17 protein-coding genes are annotated in these 18,939 nt (G+C 61.1%); 11 read left to right on the top strand and 6 right to left on the bottom strand.

Going from position 1 to position 18,939, the window contains the following annotated elements; translation table 11 throughout:
• Positions 1-3 precede the first annotated feature (3 nt).
• The 9 genes from mrdA to KSS91_RS25385 all read left to right on the top strand — a co-directional run bounded on the left by mrdA (position 4) and on the right by KSS91_RS25385 (position 9,571).
• Complete coding sequence (mrdA, locus tag KSS91_RS25425; RefSeq protein WP_015096978.1) at positions 4-1,899, top strand: penicillin-binding protein 2; 1,896 nt, start codon at positions 4-6, stop codon at positions 1,897-1,899.
• 31 nt (positions 1,900-1,930) lie between these two features.
• Entirely contained in the window at positions 1,931-3,034 is a 1,104-nt protein-coding gene (rodA, locus tag KSS91_RS25420) for a rod shape-determining protein RodA (protein ID WP_049810841.1), read from the top strand.
• Positions 3,035-3,051: 17 nt separating this feature from the next.
• Positions 3,052-4,062 carry a lytic murein transglycosylase B gene (gene mltB, locus KSS91_RS25415; RefSeq protein ID WP_095965719.1) on the top strand — a complete coding sequence of 337 codons (1,011 nt, stop codon included), beginning with the start codon at positions 3,052-3,054 and terminating at the stop codon, positions 4,060-4,062.
• Positions 4,062-5,072: a septal ring lytic transglycosylase RlpA family protein gene (locus tag KSS91_RS25410; protein WP_015096975.1), complete on the top strand. Its 1,011-nt coding sequence runs from the start codon at positions 4,062-4,064 to the stop codon at positions 5,070-5,072. The genes mltB and KSS91_RS25410 overlap by 1 nt, the downstream gene beginning before the upstream one ends.
• Positions 5,073-5,257: 185 nt before the next feature.
• On the top strand, positions 5,258-6,415 hold the full coding sequence (locus KSS91_RS25405) for a D-alanyl-D-alanine carboxypeptidase family protein (protein ID WP_046815843.1): 1,158 nt from the start codon (positions 5,258-5,260) through the stop codon (positions 6,413-6,415).
• A gap of 83 nt (positions 6,416-6,498) precedes the next feature.
• The gene (locus KSS91_RS25400) at positions 6,499-6,774 is read left to right on the top strand and encodes a DUF493 domain-containing protein (protein WP_007975882.1); all 276 of its coding nucleotides are present in this window, start codon (positions 6,499-6,501) and stop codon (positions 6,772-6,774) included.
• Positions 6,774-7,421 carry a lipoyl(octanoyl) transferase LipB gene (gene lipB, locus KSS91_RS25395; RefSeq protein ID WP_007975880.1) on the top strand — a complete coding sequence of 216 codons (648 nt, stop codon included), beginning with the start codon at positions 6,774-6,776 and terminating at the stop codon, positions 7,419-7,421. The genes KSS91_RS25400 and lipB overlap by 1 nt, the downstream gene beginning before the upstream one ends.
• A gap of 25 nt (positions 7,422-7,446) precedes the next feature.
• The gene (lipA, locus tag KSS91_RS25390) at positions 7,447-8,445 is read left to right on the top strand and encodes a lipoyl synthase (protein WP_162130289.1); all 999 of its coding nucleotides are present in this window, start codon (positions 7,447-7,449) and stop codon (positions 8,443-8,445) included.
• A 175-nt stretch (positions 8,446-8,620) separates the two neighbouring features.
• Positions 8,621-9,571, top strand: coding sequence for a S66 peptidase family protein (locus KSS91_RS25385; RefSeq protein ID WP_217836459.1), 951 nt, complete (start codon positions 8,621-8,623; stop codon positions 9,569-9,571).
• A 103-nt stretch (positions 9,572-9,674) separates the two neighbouring features.
• Here the strand turns inward: KSS91_RS25385 and KSS91_RS25380 are convergent, their stop codons facing one another.
• The 5 genes from KSS91_RS25380 to leuS all read right to left on the bottom strand — a co-directional run bounded on the left by KSS91_RS25380 (position 9,675) and on the right by leuS (position 15,808).
• Complete coding sequence (locus KSS91_RS25380; RefSeq protein WP_217836458.1) at positions 9,675-10,997, bottom strand: lytic murein transglycosylase; 1,323 nt, start codon at positions 10,995-10,997, stop codon at positions 9,675-9,677.
• A gap of 61 nt (positions 10,998-11,058) precedes the next feature.
• Entirely contained in the window at positions 11,059-11,223 is a 165-nt protein-coding gene (gene arfA, locus KSS91_RS25375; protein WP_015096971.1) for an alternative ribosome rescue factor ArfA, read from the bottom strand.
• Positions 11,224-11,431: 208 nt separating this feature from the next.
• Entirely contained in the window at positions 11,432-12,469 is a 1,038-nt protein-coding gene (gene holA, locus KSS91_RS25370) for a DNA polymerase III subunit delta (protein ID WP_217836457.1), read from the bottom strand.
• Positions 12,470-12,508: 39 nt separating this feature from the next.
• On the bottom strand, positions 12,509-13,114 hold the full coding sequence (locus KSS91_RS25365; protein WP_217836456.1) for an LPS-assembly lipoprotein LptE: 606 nt from the start codon (positions 13,112-13,114) through the stop codon (positions 12,509-12,511).
• Positions 13,115-13,201: 87 nt separating this feature from the next.
• Positions 13,202-15,808 carry a leucine--tRNA ligase gene (leuS, locus tag KSS91_RS25360; RefSeq protein ID WP_217836455.1) on the bottom strand — a complete coding sequence of 869 codons (2,607 nt, stop codon included), beginning with the start codon at positions 15,806-15,808 and terminating at the stop codon, positions 13,202-13,204.
• Positions 15,809-16,089: 281 nt separating this feature from the next.
• On the opposite strand from leuS, the gene KSS91_RS25355 reads away from it, so the two are divergent.
• Positions 16,090-16,410 carry a hypothetical protein gene (locus tag KSS91_RS25355; RefSeq protein ID WP_007975866.1) on the top strand — a complete coding sequence of 107 codons (321 nt, stop codon included), beginning with the start codon at positions 16,090-16,092 and terminating at the stop codon, positions 16,408-16,410.
• 104 nt (positions 16,411-16,514) lie between these two features.
• Positions 16,515-17,294: a YdcF family protein gene (locus KSS91_RS25350; RefSeq protein WP_217836454.1), complete on the top strand. Its 780-nt coding sequence runs from the start codon at positions 16,515-16,517 to the stop codon at positions 17,292-17,294.
• A 117-nt stretch (positions 17,295-17,411) separates the two neighbouring features.
• Here KSS91_RS25350 and lnt read toward each other — a convergent pair whose 3' ends face one another.
• Positions 17,412-18,935, bottom strand: a complete 1,524-nt coding sequence (lnt, locus tag KSS91_RS25345) for an apolipoprotein N-acyltransferase (protein ID WP_217836453.1) — start codon at positions 18,933-18,935, stop codon at positions 17,412-17,414.
• Between the last annotated feature and the right edge of the window lie 4 nt (positions 18,936-18,939).

Below are 18,939 nucleotides of genomic sequence, written 5' to 3'. Positions count from 1 at the left end.
CTCATGACCCAGCCGATCCGCATCAAGGACCACGAAAAAGACGCCCGTCTGGTGCGTGGCCGCGTCGTGTTCGGGGCCATTGCAGTGGTGGCGCTGATTGGCGTGTTGATTGCGCGCCTGTATTTTCTGCAGGTGATCCAGTACGAGTACCACTCGACCCTGTCGGAAAACAACCGCGTCCATGTGCAGCCGATTCCGCCGACCCGCGGCTTGATCTTCGACCGCAATGGCGTGGTGATCGCCGATAACCGGCCCAGCTTCAGCCTGAGCATGACCCGCGAGCGGTCCGGCGACTGGCGGCAAGTGCTCGACGTGATCGTCGAAGTGCTGGAGCTGACGCCCGAGGATCGGGTGATCTTCGAGAAGCGCATGCGTCAGGGGCGCCGACCGTTCGAGCCAGTGCCGATCCTGTTCGAGCTGACCGAAGAGCAGATCGCCCGGATTGCCGTGAACCAGTTCCGCCTGCCTGGTGTGGAAGTAGTCGCGCAACTGGTTCGTCACTACCCGCAGGGCGCGCACTTTGCGCACTCGGTGGGTTACATGGGGCGGATCAACGAGAAAGAACTCAAGTCGCTGGACCCGGTCAACTACAGCGGCACCCACCACATCGGCAAAACCGGCATTGAGCGCTTCTACGAGCCCGAGCTGCACGGCCAGGTGGGTTACGAGGAAGTCGAGACCAACGCCCGGGGCCGCGTGCTGCGCGTGCTCAAGCGTACCGATCCGATTCCCGGCAAAGACATCGTCCTGAGCCTGGACATCAAATTGCAGGAGGCCGCCGAGGCTGCGCTGGGTGGTCGCCGTGGCGCGGTGGTCGCGTTGGACCCGAAAACCGGCGAAGTGCTGGCGATGGTCAGCCAACCGAGTTTCGACCCGAACCTGTTCGTCACCGGCATCAGTTTCAAGGCCTATTCCGAGCTGCGCGATTCCATCGATCGGCCGCTGTTCAACCGCGTGCTGCGTGGCCTGTACCCGCCGGGTTCCACCATCAAGCCCGCGGTGGCGATTGCCGGTCTGGATGCTGGCGTGGTGACAGCGTCGAGCCGAGTGTTCGACCCTGGTTACTACATGCTGCCCAACTACGATCACAAATACCGTAACTGGAACCGTACCGGCGACGGCTTTGTCGACCTCGACACAGCGATCATGCGTTCCAACGACACCTACTTCTATGATCTGGCGCACAAGCTGGGGATCGACCGGTTGTCGGCGTACATGACCAAGTTCGGCATTGGCCAGAAAGTCTCCCTGGACATGTTCGAAGAGTCGCCGGGGTTGATGCCGTCCCGCGAATGGAAACGTGCGACCCGTCGCCAGGCATGGTTCCCGGGCGAGACGCTGATTCTGGGGATCGGCCAGGGCTATATGCAGTCGACTCCGTTGCAGTTGGCCCAGGCCACCGCACTGGTGGCCAACAAAGGCATCTGGAATCGTCCGCACCTGGCCAAGACCATCGAGGGTGTGAAACCGGTGGATGAGAATCCGATGCCGGACATCATCCTGCGCGACCCGTCGGACTGGACCAAGGTCAACCACGGCATGCAGCAGGTTATGCATGGTGCCCGTGGTACGGCGCGCAAAGCCTCGATCGGCGCGCAATACCGAATCGCCGGCAAGTCGGGTACGGCCCAGGTGGTCGCGATCAAACAGGGTGAGAAGTATGACCGTTCCAAGGTTCAGGAGCGCCATCGCGACCACGCCTTGTTCGTCGGCTTCGCGCCGGCCGACGATCCGAAAATCGTGGTGTCGGTGATGGTCGAGAACGGCGAGTCCGGTTCCGGTGTCGCTGCGCCAGTGGTGCGTCAAGTCATGGATGCCTGGCTCCTGGACCAGGACGGTCGGTTGAAGCCCGAATACGCCAGCCCTATCAGTGCAGAGGCCACCGCCCGTGATGAATAACTTCGATCGCATGCTCTCCAGTGAGGATGTGATGCGTCGCCGTGCGACGCTGCTGCAACGCCTGCACATCGACGGCCCGCTGCTGATCCTGCTGCTGACCCTCGCCGCCGGCAGCCTGTTCGTGCTGTATTCGGCCAGCGGCAAGAGCTGGGATCTGCTGGGCAAGCAGGCCACTTCGTTCGGCATCGGCCTGGTGTCGATGATCGTCATCGCCCAGTTCGAGCCGCGCTTCATGGCGCGCTGGGTGCCGCTGGGCTACGTGGTCGGGGTGATGCTGTTGCTGGTGGTGGACATCATGGGGCACAACGCCATGGGCGCTACCCGCTGGATCAACATTCCCGGGGTGATCCGCTTCCAGCCCTCGGAGTTCATGAAGATCCTGATGCCGGCGACTATTGCCTGGTATTTGTCCAAGCGCACCTTGCCGCCCCAGCTCAAGCACGTGGGCGTCAGTCTGATGCTGATCGGCGTGCCGTTCATTCTGATCGTGCGGCAACCGGACCTTGGCACCTCGCTGCTGATCCTGGCCGGCGGCGCTTTCGTGCTGTTCATGGGTGGCTTGCGCTGGCGCTGGATCCTCACCGTGCTGGCTGCCGCCGTTCCCGTGGCGATTGCCATGTGGTTCTTCATCATGCACGACTACCAGAAGCAGCGAATCCTGACATTCCTCGACCCGGAGAGCGATCCGCTCGGTACGGGCTGGAACATCATCCAGTCCAAGGCAGCCATCGGCTCCGGTGGTGTGTTCGGCAAGGGGTGGTTGCTGGGCACCCAGTCGCACCTGGACTTCCTGCCGGAAAGCCATACCGACTTCATCATTGCCGTACTGGGTGAAGAGTTCGGCCTGGTGGGGATCTGTGCGTTGCTGCTGATCTACCTGCTGTTGATTGGCCGCGGTCTGGTGATTACCGCCCAGGCGCAGACATTGTTCGGCAAGTTGCTTGCGGGCAGCCTGACCATGACGTTTTTTGTTTATGTTTTCGTCAACATCGGTATGGTCAGTGGCCTGTTGCCGGTGGTGGGGGTGCCGTTGCCGTTCATTAGCTACGGAGGAACTTCGCTGGTGACGCTGCTGTCAGCGTTTGGGGTTTTGATGTCGATCCATACCCATCGCAAGTGGATCGCGCAGGTTTGAATAAGGTGAAATTTTCAATGCAAGTAATGCGTGGCTGGGCGACTCGATATGCGCCATGGGTCAGCCTGGTAAGCATCCTTGGCAGCGGGCAGGAAGCGTTGGCCGGCGACTACGAAGGTTCACCCCAGGTGGCCGAATTCGTCGGTGAAATGACCCGTGACTACGGTTTCGCCGGTGAACAATTGATGGGCGTGTTCCGCGAAGCCGAGCGCAAGCAGTCGATTCTGGACGCCATCTCGAAACCTGCCGAACGGGTCAAGCAGTGGAGCGAGTATCGCCCGATGTTCATCACCGATGCGCGCATAGCCCGCGGGGTGGACTTCTGGCGTCAGCACGAAGCGGTGCTGGCGCGTGCCGAGCAGGAGTACGGCGTGCCGGCCCAGGTAATTGTCTCGATCATCGGTGTTGAAACCTTTTTCGGCCGTAATACCGGAAATTTCCGGGTGATCGATGCCTTGTCGACACTGGGTTTCGACTATCCTCCCCGTGCCGAGTTTTTCCGCAAGGAATTGCGTGAGTTCCTTCTGCTGGCCCGCGAAGAGCAGGTCGATCCGTTGACGCTCAAAGGCTCCTACGCTGGCGCAATGGGGTTGCCGCAATTCATGCCGAGCAGTTTCCGCGCCTATGCGGTGGATTTCGACGGTGATGGCCATATCAATATCTGGACCAACCCGGACGATGCCATTGGCAGTGTCGCCAGTTACTTCAAGCGTCATGGCTGGGTCGCCGGCGAACCGGTGGTCAGCCGCGCCGATGTCCGTGGCGATCAGGTTGACGAAGGTTTGACCGCAGGAATCGAACCGACGAAAACCGTCGGGGAGTTGCGAGCCCTGGGGTGGTCAAGTCATGATGCGCTGCGCGATGATATGCCGGTTACTGCTTTCCGCCTGGAAGGCGACAATGGCCCCGAGTACTGGATGGGCCTGAAGAATTTTTACGCGATCACGCGTTATAACCGCAGCGTGATGTACGCCATGGCCGTACATCAACTGTCTGAACAGCTGGTCCAAGCACGGGGCGTCAAGTAATGCGGGCATTGCCTATCAATAAACCCCTGAAGCTGATGGCATGCGCCGCGTTGGCAGTGCTGGTCGCCAGTTGTTCGACCAGCCGCGCGCCGGCCCCGAAGTCCACCACCGCCGTACGCGCGACGCCGGGGCTGGACATCAACCGTGCCCACAAGGATGGCGCGCCGTGGTGGGACGTCGATGTGTCGCGTATCCCGGACGCCACGCCGACCCTGCACACCGGCCCGTACAAGGCCGCCCCGTACTCGGTACTGGGCAAAACCTACTTTCCGCTGCAAGAGTCCAAGACCTACGTGCAGTCGGGTACGGCGTCCTGGTACGGCACCAAATTCCATGGCCAGAACACCGCCAATGGCGAAGTCTATGACCTGTACGGCATGAGTGCCGCTCACAAGACTTTGCCGCTGCCAAGTTACGTTCGGGTGACCAATCTGGACAACAACAAGACCGTGATCCTGCGGGTCAACGACCGTGGGCCGTTCTACTCCGACCGGATCATCGACTTGTCGTACGCGGCTGCCAAGAAGCTCGGCTACGCTGAAACCGGCACGGCGCGGGTCAAGGTCGAAGGCATCGATCCGCAGCAATGGTGGGCTGCCAAGGGCCGTCCGGCACCATTAATGCTCAACGAACCGAAAGTCGCGCAGAATAGCGCCCCGGTCATTACGGCTTCGGCCGGCACCGTCGAGCAATGGACACCTCCGCCGCAGCAACACGCCGCCGCCGTCGTCCCTGTTCAACTTGCCGATGCAAAAAAAAACGCTTCTGCACCAGCCTCTGGCCAGTATCTGCAGGTGGGCGCGTTCGCCAACCCGGACGCTGCAGAACTGCTGAGGTCGAAGCTCAGCGGGATGGTGAGCGCTCCGGTGTTCATCAGCTCGATCGTGCGCAATCAGCAGACCCTGCATCGGGTGCGCATGGGACCGATCGGTTCGCCGGGTGAAATTGCCCAGGTACAGAACAGCGTGCGCCTGGCCAACCTTGGTTCGCCAAGTGTGGTCACGGAGTAAGCAACACGTAGAACTTGATTGACGATTCACCAGCGATTGGGGGGTGAATCAGGTTGTTGGCTCGTTGAAGAACAAAAGCCCGGCAAGGGTTACAGAGTGAGCAACTGAACACGCGATGACTCGTTAGAAAGTCATCTGATTAGTTTTGCCTTCGGGCAGTTTCCATTAGCGATTTCGAGAGACGGATGAACATCACCACCTTTGCCAAACGCCTGTGCCTTCTAGTCCCGCTGCTTCTCTCACCTGCCGCGTTCGCGGTCGAGATGATGCCGTCGCCACCGCAACTGGCCGCCAAGGCCTACGTGCTCATGGACGCCAGCAGCGGCAACGTGCTGGTCGAAAACAATGGTGACCAGCGTCTGCCGCCAGCCAGCCTGACCAAGCTGATGACCGCGTACATTGCGACCCTGGAAATCCGTCGTGGCCAGATCGGCGAAAACGATCCGGTGACCGTCAGCGAGAACGCCTGGCGCACTGGTGGTTCGCGGATGTTCATCAAGGTCGGCTCGCAGGTGACTGTCAGCGACCTGCTGCACGGCATCATCATCCAGTCGGGCAACGACGCCAGCGTCGCGCTCTCCGAGCACATCGCCGGCAGCGAAGACGCCTTCGCCGACATGATGAACAAGACCGTGGCTGACCTGGGCATGACCAACAGCCACTTCATGAACCCGACCGGTCTGCCGAATCCTGAGCACTATTCGTCGGCTCACGACATGGCTGTTCTGGCCCGCGCGATCATTCACGAAGACCCGGCTCACTACGCGATCTACTCGCAGAAAGAGTTCTTCTGGAACGGCATCAAGCAACCCAACCGTAACCTGCTGCTGTGGCGCGACAAGACTGTCGACGGCCTGAAGACCGGTCACACCGACGAAGCCGGCTACTGCATGGTGTCTTCGGCCGTACGTGACGGCATGCGCCTGATCGCCGTGGTGTTCGGCACCAACAGCGAAGTGGCCCGTGCCGCCGAAACCCAGAAGCTGCTGACCTACGGTTTCCGTTTCTTCGAAACCCAGACTTTCTACCAGAAGGGTACCGAGCTGGCCCAGGCACCTGTCTGGAAAGGCGCAACCAACCAGGTCAAGGCCGGTCTGGCTGAAGACCTGACCATGACCCTGCCAAAAGGCCAGCTGAAAAAACTCGCCGCCAGCATGACCATGAACCCGCAACTGATTGCGCCAATCGCCAAGGGCGACGTGATCGGTAAAGTCGAAGTCAAACTGGAAGACAAGGTGGTGCACAGCGCCGACCTGATCGCTCTGGATGGCGTCGAAGAGGGTGGTATCTTCCGTCGCATGTGGGATAGCATCCGTCTATTCTTCTACGGCTTGTTCAACTGATAGTGTGCTCCTGCAAAACCCCGTGCTGATCCGGCGCGGGGCTTTGCCGTCGCCACGGCTTACGCTTACGAGGCCGTTACGCCATGACCGATACCGAAGTAAAGGCGCCAAAGATCGAATTCCCTGCCACTGATTATCCAGTCAAGGTGATCAGCGACACCGGCGTGGGCAACAAGGACAGAATCATCGACATCGTCAGCAAGCACGCCAAGATCAACGACGAGCGTATTGACGAGCGCCAGAGCAGCAACGGCAAATACACCACCATTCAGTTGCACATCGTCGCGACCGACCAGGACCAGCTGTACAACATCAACAGCGAACTGCGGGCCACCGGTTTCGTGCACATGGTGTTGTGATGTCCGGCACGCTGGGCTTTCGCGAGCTCGGCCAGATGGCTTACGAGCCGGTCTGGCATGCCATGCAACGCTTTACCAACGAACGCGGCACCGATGTGGCCGACGAGGTCTGGCTGGTGGAGCACCCGGCGGTGTTCACCCAGGGCCAGGCCGGCAAGGCCGAACACCTGCTGCTTCCCGGTGACATTCCGGTGGTGCAGGTCGACCGTGGGGGGCAGGTGACCTACCACGGCCCCGGCCAGTTGGTGGCTTATCTGCTGCTGGACGTACGCAGGCTCGGGTTTGGCGTGCGCGATCTGGTCAGCCGGATGGAGCAATGCCTGATCGAGCTGCTGGCCAGTTACGGTGTCACCGCCGCGGCCAAGCCCGATGCACCGGGTGTCTATGTCGACGGGGCGAAAATCGCCTCCCTGGGTCTGCGGATCCGCCACGGTTGTTCCTTTCATGGCCTGGCCTTGAACGTGGACATGAACCTGGAACCGTTTCGACGGATTAATCCCTGCGGCTACGCCGGGCTGGCGATGACCCAGCTGAGCGATCACGCAGGATCGATTGAATTTGCCGAGGTAAGTGCCCGGCTGCGCGCGCAGCTCGTCAAACACCTCGACTATGCTGAGCAGACGACCCTCACGGGCGGAATCGACTGATATGACTACTGATGCAGTGCAAACCATGATCCCGACGCTCGATGTCACCGAGCGCCCGGCCCCGCGTCCCAAGGTTGAAGCCGGCGTCAAGCTGCGCGGCGCCGAAAAGGTTGCACGCATCCCGGTGAAGATCATTCCGACCACCGAACTGCCGAAGAAGCCGGACTGGATTCGTGTGCGCATCCCGGTTTCGCCGGAAGTCGACCGCATCAAGGCCTTGCTGCGCAAGCACAAGCTGCACAGCGTGTGCGAAGAGGCTTCCTGCCCGAACCTGGGCGAGTGCTTCTCGGGCGGCACTGCGACCTTCATGATCATGGGTGACATCTGCACCCGTCGTTGCCCGTTCTGCGACGTCGGCCACGGCCGTCCGAAGCCACTGGACGTCAACGAACCGGAAAGCCTGGCCATCGCCATTGCCGACCTGCGCCTGAAGTACGTGGTGATCACCTCGGTGGACCGCGACGACCTGCGCGACGGTGGCGCCCAGCACTTTGCCGACTGCATCCGGGAAATCCGCAAGCTGTCGCCGAACGTGCAGCTCGAAACTCTGGTTCCGGACTACCGTGGCCGCATGGACATCGCCCTGGAAATCACTGCCGCCGAGCCTCCGGATGTGTTCAACCACAACCTGGAAACCGTGCCGCGCCTGTACAAGGCTGCGCGTCCGGGTTCGGACTACCAGTGGTCGTTGACCCTGCTGCAACGCTTCAAGCAGATGATGCCGCACATTCCGACCAAGTCCGGGCTGATGCTGGGCCTGGGTGAGACCGACGAAGAAGTCATCGAAGTCATGAAGCGCATGCGCGAGCACGACATCGACATGCTGACCCTGGGTCAGTACCTGCAACCGTCCCGCAGCCACTTGCCGGTGCAACGCTTCGTGCACCCGGACACCTTCGCCTGGTTCGCCGAGGAAGGCTACAAGATGGGCTTCAAGAACGTTGCCTCGGGTCCGTTGGTACGCTCCTCGTATCACGCCGACGAGCAGGCCAAGCTGGTCAAGGCCGAGCTGATGTCGTCCTGATCTGCGCACGCAAATGAAAAACGCCCGCAACGGTATTCAGCCTTGCGGGCGTTTTTTTGCCTGGACTACGGCGCTGGTCGCTTATTCCTGCAACCTGCGGGGCGATTGACCCTCTTCAGTTTGTCCCCGTTCCTGACTACTGTGTGCTGACGTGTTCACACAGGGAGATTCACGAATGACCGCTCGACCGATCCACACCCTTTGCCCTCATGCTCCCGTCCCGGCACTGCCGTCGGAAGGCATGATCGGCGTTATCGCACCCGCCGGTCCCGCGACGCTGGACACCGACAAGGCGGTGCAATGGATGTGTGCCCGAGGTTACTCACTGAAAGTGTTTCCCGGGGTCTACGAGAAAGACGGCTACCTGGCCGGCAGCGACGACGTGCGGCTCAATGACCTGCACGCTGCGTTCGCGGATCGTGAAGTCGATGCCATCATCTGCCTGCGCGGAGGTTACGGCACGCCCCGGTTGCTTGATCGCATCGATTTCCAATTGCTGCGCGACAATGCCAAGCCATTCATCGGTTACAGCGACATCACTGCCGTGCATTTGGCGATCAGTCGTTATGCCGGTTTCGTGACATTTCATGGTCCATTGCTCAATGCCGACCTGCTGGGTGGCAAGCAAATACCAACGGAGTCTTCCTTTTTCAACATGCTGCGCGGGCAGGTGAGGGCGGGCTCGGTGCTGGCGCATCCGGTGGCCTACCCGCTGACCACGATCGAACCGGGCGTGGCTCATGGGCGCTTGCTCGGAGGCAATCTGGCCATGATCGCCGCGACCATGGGCACGCCCTACGAGATTGATGCCGAGGGCGTCATTCTGTTGATCGAGGACATCAACGAGCCGCTGTATCGCATCGACCGGTTGCTGACCCAACTGCGCCTGGCGGGTACGTTGCACAAACTGCGCGGTGTGTTGGTCGCAGATGTGGCGGGAGTGGAGGTGGCCGCGCTGGACAGGTTGCTCAAGCAGACCTTCGCGCCATTGAAGATTCCGGTGTTGTCCGGGTGGCGAAGCGGACATTGCGACCCGAATCTGACGCTGCCCATGGGGGCGTTGGTCAGGCTGGATGCGGGGAATAAGGAATTGATGCTGGAGCAGGACGTAGTTATCAGGCGGTAGATTTACTTCGCCTGTTAGTCAGTCTTCGCGAGCAAGCCCGCTCCCACACTGATTTTGTGTCGTTCACAGATCCAGTGTGGGAGCGGGCTTGCTCGCGAAGCTTTTAGCGGTTACGCAACCCTTCCAGCAACTTGTGCGTCGGATAGCCATCCGCTGGCCAGCCAAACGACTGCTGGGCGCTGCGAATCGCCTTGCGGGTGTTGGCGCCAATGATCCCGTCGGCGGTGCCAGCGTCGTAGTTTTGCGCGCTCAGCAGGTTTTGCAGCTCGATCCGCTCGGTACGGCTCAGCGGCAGGTCATCCTTCGGCCATGTGCCACTGATCAAGCCCGCACCATTGAAGCGTTCGGACAACAGGCTCACCCCCAGGGCGTAGGATGACGAGTTGTTGTACTTGAGGATCGCCCGGAAGTTATCGAGCACCAGGAACGCCGGGCCACGGTAACCGGCCGGCAGCAGCAGGGCTGCGGACAATTGCTCGGAGCCGGCCGGGACCTGGCCACCGTTGGGCAGGGTAATGCCAAGTTGCCGCCATTCGGCGACGCTCTTGCGAATCGTGCCGTCGGCCAGCAGGTAGTTGAACCCGCTCGGCAGCTGGACTTCAAAGCCCCATGGCTGGCCTCTCTGCCAGCCAGAACTCTGCAGGTAGTGCGCGGTAGAAGCCAGGGCGTCGGCCGAACTGCTCCAGATATCGCGCCGCCCGTCACCATCGAAGTCCACGGCATGGGTGTTGTAGGTGGTCGGGATGAACTGGGTCTGGCCCATGGCGCCGGCCCAGGATCCCAGCATCTTCTCGGGCTCGATATCGCCTTGTTGCAGGATTTGCAGGGCGGCGATCAATTGCGCGTGGGCGAAACCTGGGCGACGGCCCTCATAGGCCAGGGTCGCCAGTGAGTTGATCACCGACTTGCTGCCCTGGAACTGGCCAAAGTTGCTTTCCATGCCCCACACAGCCACCAGCGCCTGACGATCAACGCCATAACGCTGCTCGATGCTTTGCAGGATGTCCGCGTACTGGTTGACCAGCGACTGGCCTTTACGTACCCGCAGCGGCGACAGGGCGCCATCGAGGTATTCCCACACCGGCTTTGCGAATTCCGGTTGGCTGCGGTCGGCACGAATCACACTGGGGTCGAAGCTGACATTGGCGAAAGCGCGATCAAACAGATCGGCGCGGATACCCGCGGCCAGGGCATCCTTGCGGAAACCCGCCTGCCATTCGGCGAAGGTCTGGGATGGCTGGATGTCGAGGTTCTCACCCGTCGGAACCACAGGCGGAACAACCGCCGGGGCGGTGGCGACAGGAAGCGTCTGAAGCGGCTGAGCGTCGGCTGCGGTCGGTTTTTCCGCACAGGCGACAAGCAAAACAAGGCTGGAGGCAGCGATCAGTTGGCGTAGGTGCCAACGACGGGGAAGACAAAAGGGCATGCACGGGTCCAGGGAGTACGAATCAGGTACAGACCTTAACATGTTGAGGGGGTGTTCTGCTTTACGCAGCCAGAAAGTAAGAAGCCTCCCAGTTGTCAGACTGGAAGGCTTCGCGGCGATAACTGCCTTTGCCCTTGGCGGGACGTTCCTGGCGGCTGCGGAACAATGGCTGGGCGATGATGGATTTGGCCTTGTTGGGGCCGTGCGTTGATGGCTTTTTGCTCATGATGATTTCTCGCAAGTGAGTGGATTTTGCGGGGCAAATCATCGGCCGAAGTCGGGGTTCTGTCTATAGGGCGAGTCGTCAGAAAATACGCCGCACCCTGTAGGAGCGAGCTTGATCGCGAAGCGTCTAAGGGCGCAACGCCAAATCAGACAGTCTGCGTTATCGTTAACGACCATCGCGAGCAAGCTCGCTCCTACAAAGGGCGGTGTTACTCGGCAGGCAGGGTTAGACGCTGACCGGCCATCAACAACGTCAACCGGCTCAAGCTCATCCACGGCGAACCCGCCGCCTGGCCCTTGATCTGCGCGTCGATGCGTTGCGCTTCCAGCAGCAGTTGCGCCCAGCGTTGTGCCGAGTAGCGTTGCAGGGCTTTGCTCATCAGCGGTTTACGTTTGTCCCAGACTGGCGGTTTGGCCTGGCTGAAGGCCTTGTCCAGCGGCGTCCCCTGGCTGTATTGCAGGGAAATATTGGCCAGCAGGCGAAGCTCCCGGGCCAGGGCCCAGAGAATCACCGGCGGCTCGACGCCTTCGCCGCGCAAGCCTTCGAGCATGCGCAACGCATGGGCCGCTTCACCATTGAGCACCGCATCGGTCAGGCCAAAGACGTCGAAGCGCGCACTGTCGGCCACCGCCGCCTGCACCGTTTCAACGGTGATCTGACCCCCTTCGGCCATCAGTTTGAGCTTTTCGATTTCCTGCGCAGCGGCCAGCAGGTTGCCCTCGACCCGTGCTGCAATCAGCTCAACCGCGTCCTGGCTGGCGGATAGCCCGGCCTGGGACAGGCGTTGGCGGATCCAGCTGGGCAACTGGGCGACATCGACTGGCCAGATCTGCACGAACTGGGTCTGCTGTCCTTCGACCAGCGCTTTGCCCCACTTGGTTTTCTGTGCGCTGCCATCGAGTTTCGGCAAGCTGATCAGCAGCACGGTGTCGTCCGCCGGGCGCGAGCAATACTCGATAAGCGCGGCGGCACCTTTGTCGCCAGGTTTGCCGGAAGGCAGGCGCAGTTCCAGCAGGCGCTTTTCGGCGAATAACGACATGCTGGCACCGGCTTGCAGCAAGGTCCCCCAGTCGAAATTGGCGTCGGCGGCAAACACCTGGCGCTCATCGAATCCCTGCTGACGGGCAGCAGTGCGGATGGCGTCGGCCGCTTCCTGGCACAGCAGCGGGTCATCGCCGCTGATGATGTAGACGGGCGCAAGGGTGCCTTGCAGGTGTTTGGCGAGTTGGGCGGGGGCGAGCTTCATAGGAGAGGGCGAACGGGGCGCCAGAGCGCCCCGTAAGTCTTACTGCTGCGGCAGTTCGACAGGCGACTGGCGCGGGGTGTCCGCTTCAGCCTTTTGTGCCGCTTCCAGTGCCGCGGCGTCAGCCTTGGCCTTGGCTTCGGCAGTCTGCTGCAACTGATCCAGTTGGCCCGGGGTCAGTTGCTCCAGGCGCAGCATCATGCGTTGAACCATCTCTCGACGGCCTTCTGCACGGGCTGTTTGGGCTTCCTGGTCGGACCCCACCAGGTTGCTGCCGTCGTGCATAAAGACTTTCTGCACTTCAAGCTTGTCGCTCAACAATGGCAGATCACCGCTACCACGGATGTCGTAGCTCAGCACGGTGGTGAGCTGGTACTCGCCCGTACTGCTGGCGCCTGCGTAGCTGAGGATGCGCTGGCTTTCCTGCTCATTGGTCAGCACCAGTTTGTACGGTGCGCCGGTATAGACCTTGACGCCGCTACCTTCCAGTACTCGACGCAACTGGGTCACGGTTTCGCCATAAGCGTTACGGGCGCTCAGGTCGAGTTCCTTGATCGCCAGTTGGTTGGTGCCGGTGCCGCGCAGCTGGAAACCGCAGGCGCTCAGCAGAACCGCGAGGCCCATCACCAGCAGATTGCGTTTGATCATCTTGTTGCTCCCCTTGAAACCATGTGGGCCGATCAAGCGGCCCGAAAGGTTTTACTCGGCGCCAGGCTCACCTGGCGCCTGATCCAATTAGCTGGCGACGATATTGACCAGTTTCCCGGGCACTACGATCACTTTACGAATGGTCAGACCGTCGACGAAACGCAGTACGTTCTCGTTGGCACGGGCGGCGGCTTCGACTTCTTCACGGCTGGCGCTGGCCGGCATTTCGATGTGACCACGCAGCTTGCCATTGACCTGAATTACCAGTTGCAGACTGTCCTGTACCAAGGCGCTGTCATCCACCACCGGCCAACCGGCGTCGATCACAGGATCAGCGTGGCCCAGTCGATGCCACAGCTCGTGGCTGATGTGCGGCGTGATCGGGGCGAGCAGCAGGGTCACGGTTTCCAGGCCTTCCTGAACCAGCGCGCGATCCTGTTCTGTGCCTTGTGCGGCTTTCTCCAGCACGTTCATCAGCGTCATCACCTGGGCGATGGCGGTGTTGAATTTGTGGTTCTGGCCGACGTCCTGGCTGGCCTGCTTGATGGCCAGGTGGATCGAGCGACGAACGGCTTTCTGCTCGTCATTCAGGCTGGCGACGTCCAGCTTGCCCGGCAGTCCCTGAGTGACGTGCGCTTGAGCCAGACGCCAGACGCGCTTGAGGAATCGGTGCGAGCCCTCTACGCCTGAGTCGGACCATTCCGCGCTCATGTCGGGTGGCGAGGCGAACATCATGAACAGGCGGCAGGTGTCTGCACCGAACTGGTCAATCATCGACTGTGGGTCGACGCCGTTGTTCTTCGACTTGGCCATCTTCTCAGTGCCGCCGATTTCCACTGGCAGGCCGTCAGCTTTCAATTTGGCGCTGATAACCTTGGCCTTGCTGTCACGCTCGAGCTCGACGTCCGCCGGGTTGAACCAGGTGTAGGCACCATTGGCTTCACGGCGATAGTAAGTCTCGGCGATCACCATGCCCTGGGTCAGCAGGTTCTTGAACGGCTCGTTGGAGCTCACCAGGCCTTCGTCGCGCATCAGCTTGTGGAAGAAGCGCGCGTACAGCAGGTGGAGAATCGCGTGTTCGATACCGCCGATGTACTGGTCAACCGGCAGCCAGTGGTCGGCCGCCGATTTTTCCACCAGGCCGCCTTCGAAGTGCGGCGAGGCGTAGCGGGCGTAGTACCACGAGGACTCGACGAAGGTGTCCATGGTGTCGGTTTCACGCTTGGCAGGCGCGCCGCATTTAGGGCAGCTGCACTCGTAGAACTCGGGCATGCGCGCCAATGGCGAACCGGCGCCATCCGGCACCACGTCTTCGGGCAGCACGACCGGCAGTTGATCTTCAGGTACCGGCACGTCACCGCAGGTGGTGCAGTGGATGATCGGGATCGGGCAGCCCCAGTAGCGCTGACGGCTGATGCCCCAGTCGCGCAGGCGGAACTGGGTACGCGAGGCGCCCAGTTCTTTCTTGATCAGCGCGACTTCGATGGCGTCGAAGGCGCCCGCGAAGTCGAGGCCGTCGAACTCGCCGGAATTGATCAGCGTGCCGTGCTCGCCGTAGGCGTCTTGCCATGGCGCGGGGTTGGTGTCACCGGAACTGGTGCGCACGACCGATTTGACCGGCAGGTTGTATTTGTGGGCGAATTCGAAATCGCGCTCGTCGTGGGCCGGAACCGCCATTACCGCGCCATCACCGTAATGCATCAGCACATAGTTGGCGACCCATACCGGCAGCTTTTCGCCGGTCAGCGGATGCTCGACGAACAGGCCGGTCGGCAGGCCTTTTTTCTCCTGGGTGGCGACGTCGGCTTCAGCCACGCTGCCGCCTTTGCATTCAGCGATGAACGCTTGCAGCTCGGGATTGTTCTGTGCCGCGAGGGTGGCCAGGTGGTGTTCGGCGGCCACGGCGACGTAAGTCGCTCCCATTAAAGTGTCCGGACGGGTGGTGAAGACTTTCAGTGCACCGGTTTCGCCGATGGAGTCGACGTTGTACGGGAACTGCACTTCCATGCCGCGGGACTTGCCGATCCAGTTGCGCTGCATGGTCTTGACCTGTTCAGGCCAGCCAGTCAGTTCGTCGAGGCTTTCCAGCAGTTCATCCGCGTAGGCAGTGATCTTGAAGTAGTACATCGGGATTTCGCGCTTCTCGATCAGCGCGCCGGAACGCCAGCCGCGACCGTCGATCACCTGTTCGTTGGCCAGGACGGTCTGGTCGACCGGGTCCCAGTTCACGGTGCCGCTTTTCTTGTAGATCACGCCTTTTTCGAACAGGCGGGTGAACAGCCATTGTTCCCAGCGGTAGTAATCGGGCTTGCAGGTGGTCACTTCGCGCGACCAGTCCACCGCCAGGCCCAGGCTGCGCAGCTGGCTTTTCATGTAGGCGATGTTTTCGTAGGTCCACTTGGCGGGCGCTACGTTGTTCTTCATCGCGGCGTTTTCCGCCGGCATGCCGAAGGCGTCCCAACCCATCGGTTGCAGAACGTTCTTGCCCTGCATGCGCTGGTAGCGGGAGATCACGTCGCCGATGGTGTAGTTGCGCACGTGCCCCATGTGTAGCTTGCCGCTGGGGTAAGGGAACATCGACAGGCAGTAGTAGGTCTCCTTGCCTGGCTGTTCACTGACTTCAAAGGACTTTTGCTCGTCCCAGAACGACTGGGCGGCGGCTTCGATTTCACGGGGCTGATATTGTTCGTGCATGGCTACTTTTGAACTGAATAGGGGTGGCCTAATCCTCTTCAATGCAACGCTGGACGTTGAAGCCGCCACATTGGCGTTTTCGCTGCCCAGCCGAGCTGGAAGTGGAGTTACAGGAAGCGCCGTAGCATACATGACCGCGCTCTACCGAGGGAAACCCTGATTGCTGCCATACATCCTGCGAAAACCGCTGCGAGGGCCGTTGGTCGCGGCGTTCAGCCGGTTTGTTCATGGAAGCTAAGCTCTAACTGGGGAGTAGGTCATATCTTCCAATGAGGTGAGGGATGGTTGAGTCACAGCAAAAAGCTACAAAACCGGAGCTATACGAAAGGCTGATCGATCGTTTGGCCTTGGCCCTGGAAGCGGCAAGGACCGCTGGCCGGTTGCGCGACGAACGCCCTCTGGAGCTGGAACTGCGCGGCCTGAGCGCCGCAGAGTTTGCACTGGTCAAGGCGTATCTGGATCGCAGTGAACGTGAGACGCACGGATGCTTGTCAGAAGCGGTAAAGCAGCTCGACGCACCACGTTCAGCCAAAATCATCTGGCTCAAGGACAAGGTACCCGGCAGAGACGCGGTAAAGGTCCGGTCTTTGCAGTTCAAATAGGACACGGTGCCATGCTCCTTGAATTTTTGAAGCATAGTCCTTCCATATTGATTGTCGCATTGCGCCAACCCACTTAGGCTTCGGGCATCTCCAGGAGATGCTCGATGCCGTTCCGATATTTCGTAAAACAACTTCTATTGCCGCCCGGCATTCTATTGCTGCTGCTTTTGCTCGCCTGGTGGTTGCGCCGCTCAAGGCCGAGGCTTGCCGGTGCGTGCTTTGCTCTGGGCCTGGGTGGTTTCTGGCTGATGAGCCTGCCGGTGGTTGTGCAGTGGGGTGCCGGCCTGCTCGAGCGGGAGCCACCGCTGGCCCGCGATGAATGGGCTGTCCTGGGGCAACGTGCGGACGCGATCGTGGTCCTTGGCTCGGGGCGTGAGCGCGGTGACGTGGCCTGGGGTGCCGACCAGCCCACGGGCGTCGGTCTGGAGCGCCAACGCTTTGCCGCGCATCTGGCCAAGGCTTCCGGGTTGCCGGTACTGACCAGCGGCGGCCTGCATTACGGCACGCCGCCCAGCGAGGCGCAGATGATGGCTGACGCCTTGCGTGACGATTTTGGCTTGAGCGTGCGCTGGCAGGAAGGGCGCAGCCGCACGACCTGGGAAAATGCGCAGTTCAGCGCCGAGGTGTTGCTTCCCCAGGGCATCAAGCGAGTCGTGCTCGTGACTCAGGCCTGGCATATGCCACGGGCGGCCTGGAGTTTTCGCAAGGCCGGTTTTGAGGTGGTGCCGGCGCCGGTAGGGTTTCTGGGTGGCGATAACGCGCGGCCGCTGGGCGGCTGGATGCCGGAGTTCAAGGCGATCTGGCAGAACGGGCAATTGATCAACGAGGCGGTGGGGCAGGTCGGTTATTCGCTGTTCTATCGAGGTGATGTCGGCACTGATTGATGCGGTGCAGTGAGGCCGCCTTCGCGAGCAAGCCCGCTCCCACATTTGATCGGCGTCGTACACAAATACTGTGACCGACTTAGATCCAGTGTGGGAGCGGGCTTGCTCGCGAAGCTTTTAAAGGGTCTTGGCCATCCGGCTGGCAATCAGCGCCCAGCCAAACAACAACACGCAGACTATGAGCAATGGCCATGAACGCCATTCCAGGTATGGCGTCAGGTTGTGCATCGGCACCACTTCGCCATACAGGATGCCGCGTTCGAACTGCGGGATCTGATCGGTAATCTGACCGAACGGGTTGATCAGGCCGGACACGCCGTTGTTGGTGGCGCGGATCATCCAGCGGCCGGCTTCCAGCGCGCGCATCTGTGCCATCTGCAGGTGTTGCAGCGGGCCAATGGAGGTGCCGAACCAGGTGTCGTTGCTGATGGTCAGCAACAGGTCGCTGCGGGCGGCAAGGCTGGCGGCGAATTCCGGGTAGACCACTTCATAGCAGATGAACGGCGCGATCTGATAACCCTTGGCTTGCAGCAGCGGCTGGTCAGACGGGCCGCGAGCGAAGTCCGACATTGGCAGGTCGAAGAAGGCGATCAGCCCGCGCAGGATGTCCTGCAAGGGAACATATTCACCAAAGGGCACCAGTTTTTGCTTGAGGTAAGTGCCGTCGCCTTCACCGGTCACGGTGATGCCATTGAAGAAACGCTTCTCGTGGCGTACCTCCATGCGGACCGGGACGCCGGTAATCAACGCCGATTTACGTTCGGCCGCGAAGTCGCCCATCATGTTCAGGTAGCCTTCGGCGGACTCCTTGAGTACCGGGATCGCCGTTTCTGGCCAGATGAGCAAATCGACGCGTTTGGAGCTGAAGCTCATGTCGCGGTACAGCGCCAACTGCGCGTTGAGCTGCGCCGGATCCCACTTCATGCTTTGTTCGATGTTGCCCTGAATGGCGGCGACGCTCAGTGGCGGGCCCGAAGGGCTGGTCCAGGCGTGGTGTTTGAGCGCCATGCCGACCAGCCATGGGCCGACCAGCAGCAATACACCGGCAGCGATGAAGCCTTTGCGTCCCGTGCGAACCAGGCGCAAGCCGTTGTAGATCAACGCCGCTGTCAGGGCCAGGGTAAAGGAAATCAGCCACATCCCGCCGAGAGGGGCGAGCCCGGCCAGCGGGCCATCGAGCTGGCTGTAACCGGAATACAGCCACGGGAAACCGGTCAGGAACCAGCCGCGGAAGGCTTCCTGGGCGACCCACAGCGCAGCGAAGGCCAGGGCGTCGGCCAGCGGCGCCTCATTGCGGCGCAGCCAGCGCGCCCAAATCCAGGCGGGCAGGGCAAAGAACCAGGCAATCGCCGCCGTGAAAAGCAGCATCAGGAAGCCGGCCAGCAATACCGAAGCGCCGCCGAAGTGGTGAATGCTGTAATAGATCCAGCTGGTGCCGGCACCGAACAGGCCGAAACCGAAACACCAGCCGCGACCCAAGGCTTGACGTGGGCTCAGTTCGCGCAGGCCGGCATAGAACAGGCCGACGGCGAGCAGTGCCAGTGGCCAGATATCGAACGGCGCCAGGGCCAGGGTGGTGATTGCACCGGCCGCCACGGCCAGCAGGTTACCGGGCCAGCCGGGGCGGGTTGTCCAGCGCATTTCA

This window comes from Pseudomonas azerbaijanorientalis (genome assembly GCF_019139795.1).
GTDB lineage: Bacteria > Pseudomonadota > Gammaproteobacteria > Pseudomonadales > Pseudomonadaceae > Aquipseudomonas > Aquipseudomonas laurylsulfatiphila.
The sequence above is the reverse complement of the archived record's forward strand: the minus strand, read 5'-3'. Positions and strand labels throughout refer to the sequence as shown.

Bases quoted from the DNA above. Each gene is read 5' to 3' on its own strand.
- lnt (WP_217836453.1), bottom strand. From the start codon at position 18,935: ATGCGCTGGACAACCCGCCCCGGCTGGCCCGGTAACCTGCTGGCCGTG.
- leuS (WP_217836455.1), bottom strand. From the start codon at position 15,808: ATGCACGAACAATATCAGCCCCGTGAAATCGAAGCCGCCGCCCAGTCG.
- KSS91_RS25400 (WP_007975882.1), top strand. From the start codon at position 6,499: ATGACCGATACCGAAGTAAAGGCGCCAAAGATCGAATTCCCTGCCACT.
- rodA (WP_049810841.1), top strand. From the start codon at position 1,931: ATGCGTCGCCGTGCGACGCTGCTGCAACGCCTGCACATCGACGGCCCG.
- lipA (WP_162130289.1), top strand. From the start codon at position 7,447: ATGATCCCGACGCTCGATGTCACCGAGCGCCCGGCCCCGCGTCCCAAG.
- KSS91_RS25410 (WP_015096975.1), top strand. From the start codon at position 4,062: ATGCGGGCATTGCCTATCAATAAACCCCTGAAGCTGATGGCATGCGCC.
- KSS91_RS25385 (WP_217836459.1), top strand. From the start codon at position 8,621: ATGACCGCTCGACCGATCCACACCCTTTGCCCTCATGCTCCCGTCCCG.
- mrdA (WP_015096978.1), top strand. From the start codon at position 4: ATGACCCAGCCGATCCGCATCAAGGACCACGAAAAAGACGCCCGTCTG.
- mltB (WP_095965719.1), top strand. From the start codon at position 3,052: ATGCAAGTAATGCGTGGCTGGGCGACTCGATATGCGCCATGGGTCAGC.
- KSS91_RS25405 (WP_046815843.1), top strand. From the start codon at position 5,258: ATGAACATCACCACCTTTGCCAAACGCCTGTGCCTTCTAGTCCCGCTG.
- KSS91_RS25365 (WP_217836456.1), bottom strand. From the start codon at position 13,114: ATGATCAAACGCAATCTGCTGGTGATGGGCCTCGCGGTTCTGCTGAGC.
- lipB (WP_007975880.1), top strand. From the start codon at position 6,774: ATGTCCGGCACGCTGGGCTTTCGCGAGCTCGGCCAGATGGCTTACGAG.
- KSS91_RS25355 (WP_007975866.1), top strand. From the start codon at position 16,090: ATGGTTGAGTCACAGCAAAAAGCTACAAAACCGGAGCTATACGAAAGG.
- KSS91_RS25380 (WP_217836458.1), bottom strand. From the start codon at position 10,997: ATGCCCTTTTGTCTTCCCCGTCGTTGGCACCTACGCCAACTGATCGCT.
- holA (WP_217836457.1), bottom strand. From the start codon at position 12,469: ATGAAGCTCGCCCCCGCCCAACTCGCCAAACACCTGCAAGGCACCCTT.
- arfA (WP_015096971.1), bottom strand. From the start codon at position 11,223: ATGAGCAAAAAGCCATCAACGCACGGCCCCAACAAGGCCAAATCCATC.
- KSS91_RS25350 (WP_217836454.1), top strand. From the start codon at position 16,515: ATGCCGTTCCGATATTTCGTAAAACAACTTCTATTGCCGCCCGGCATT.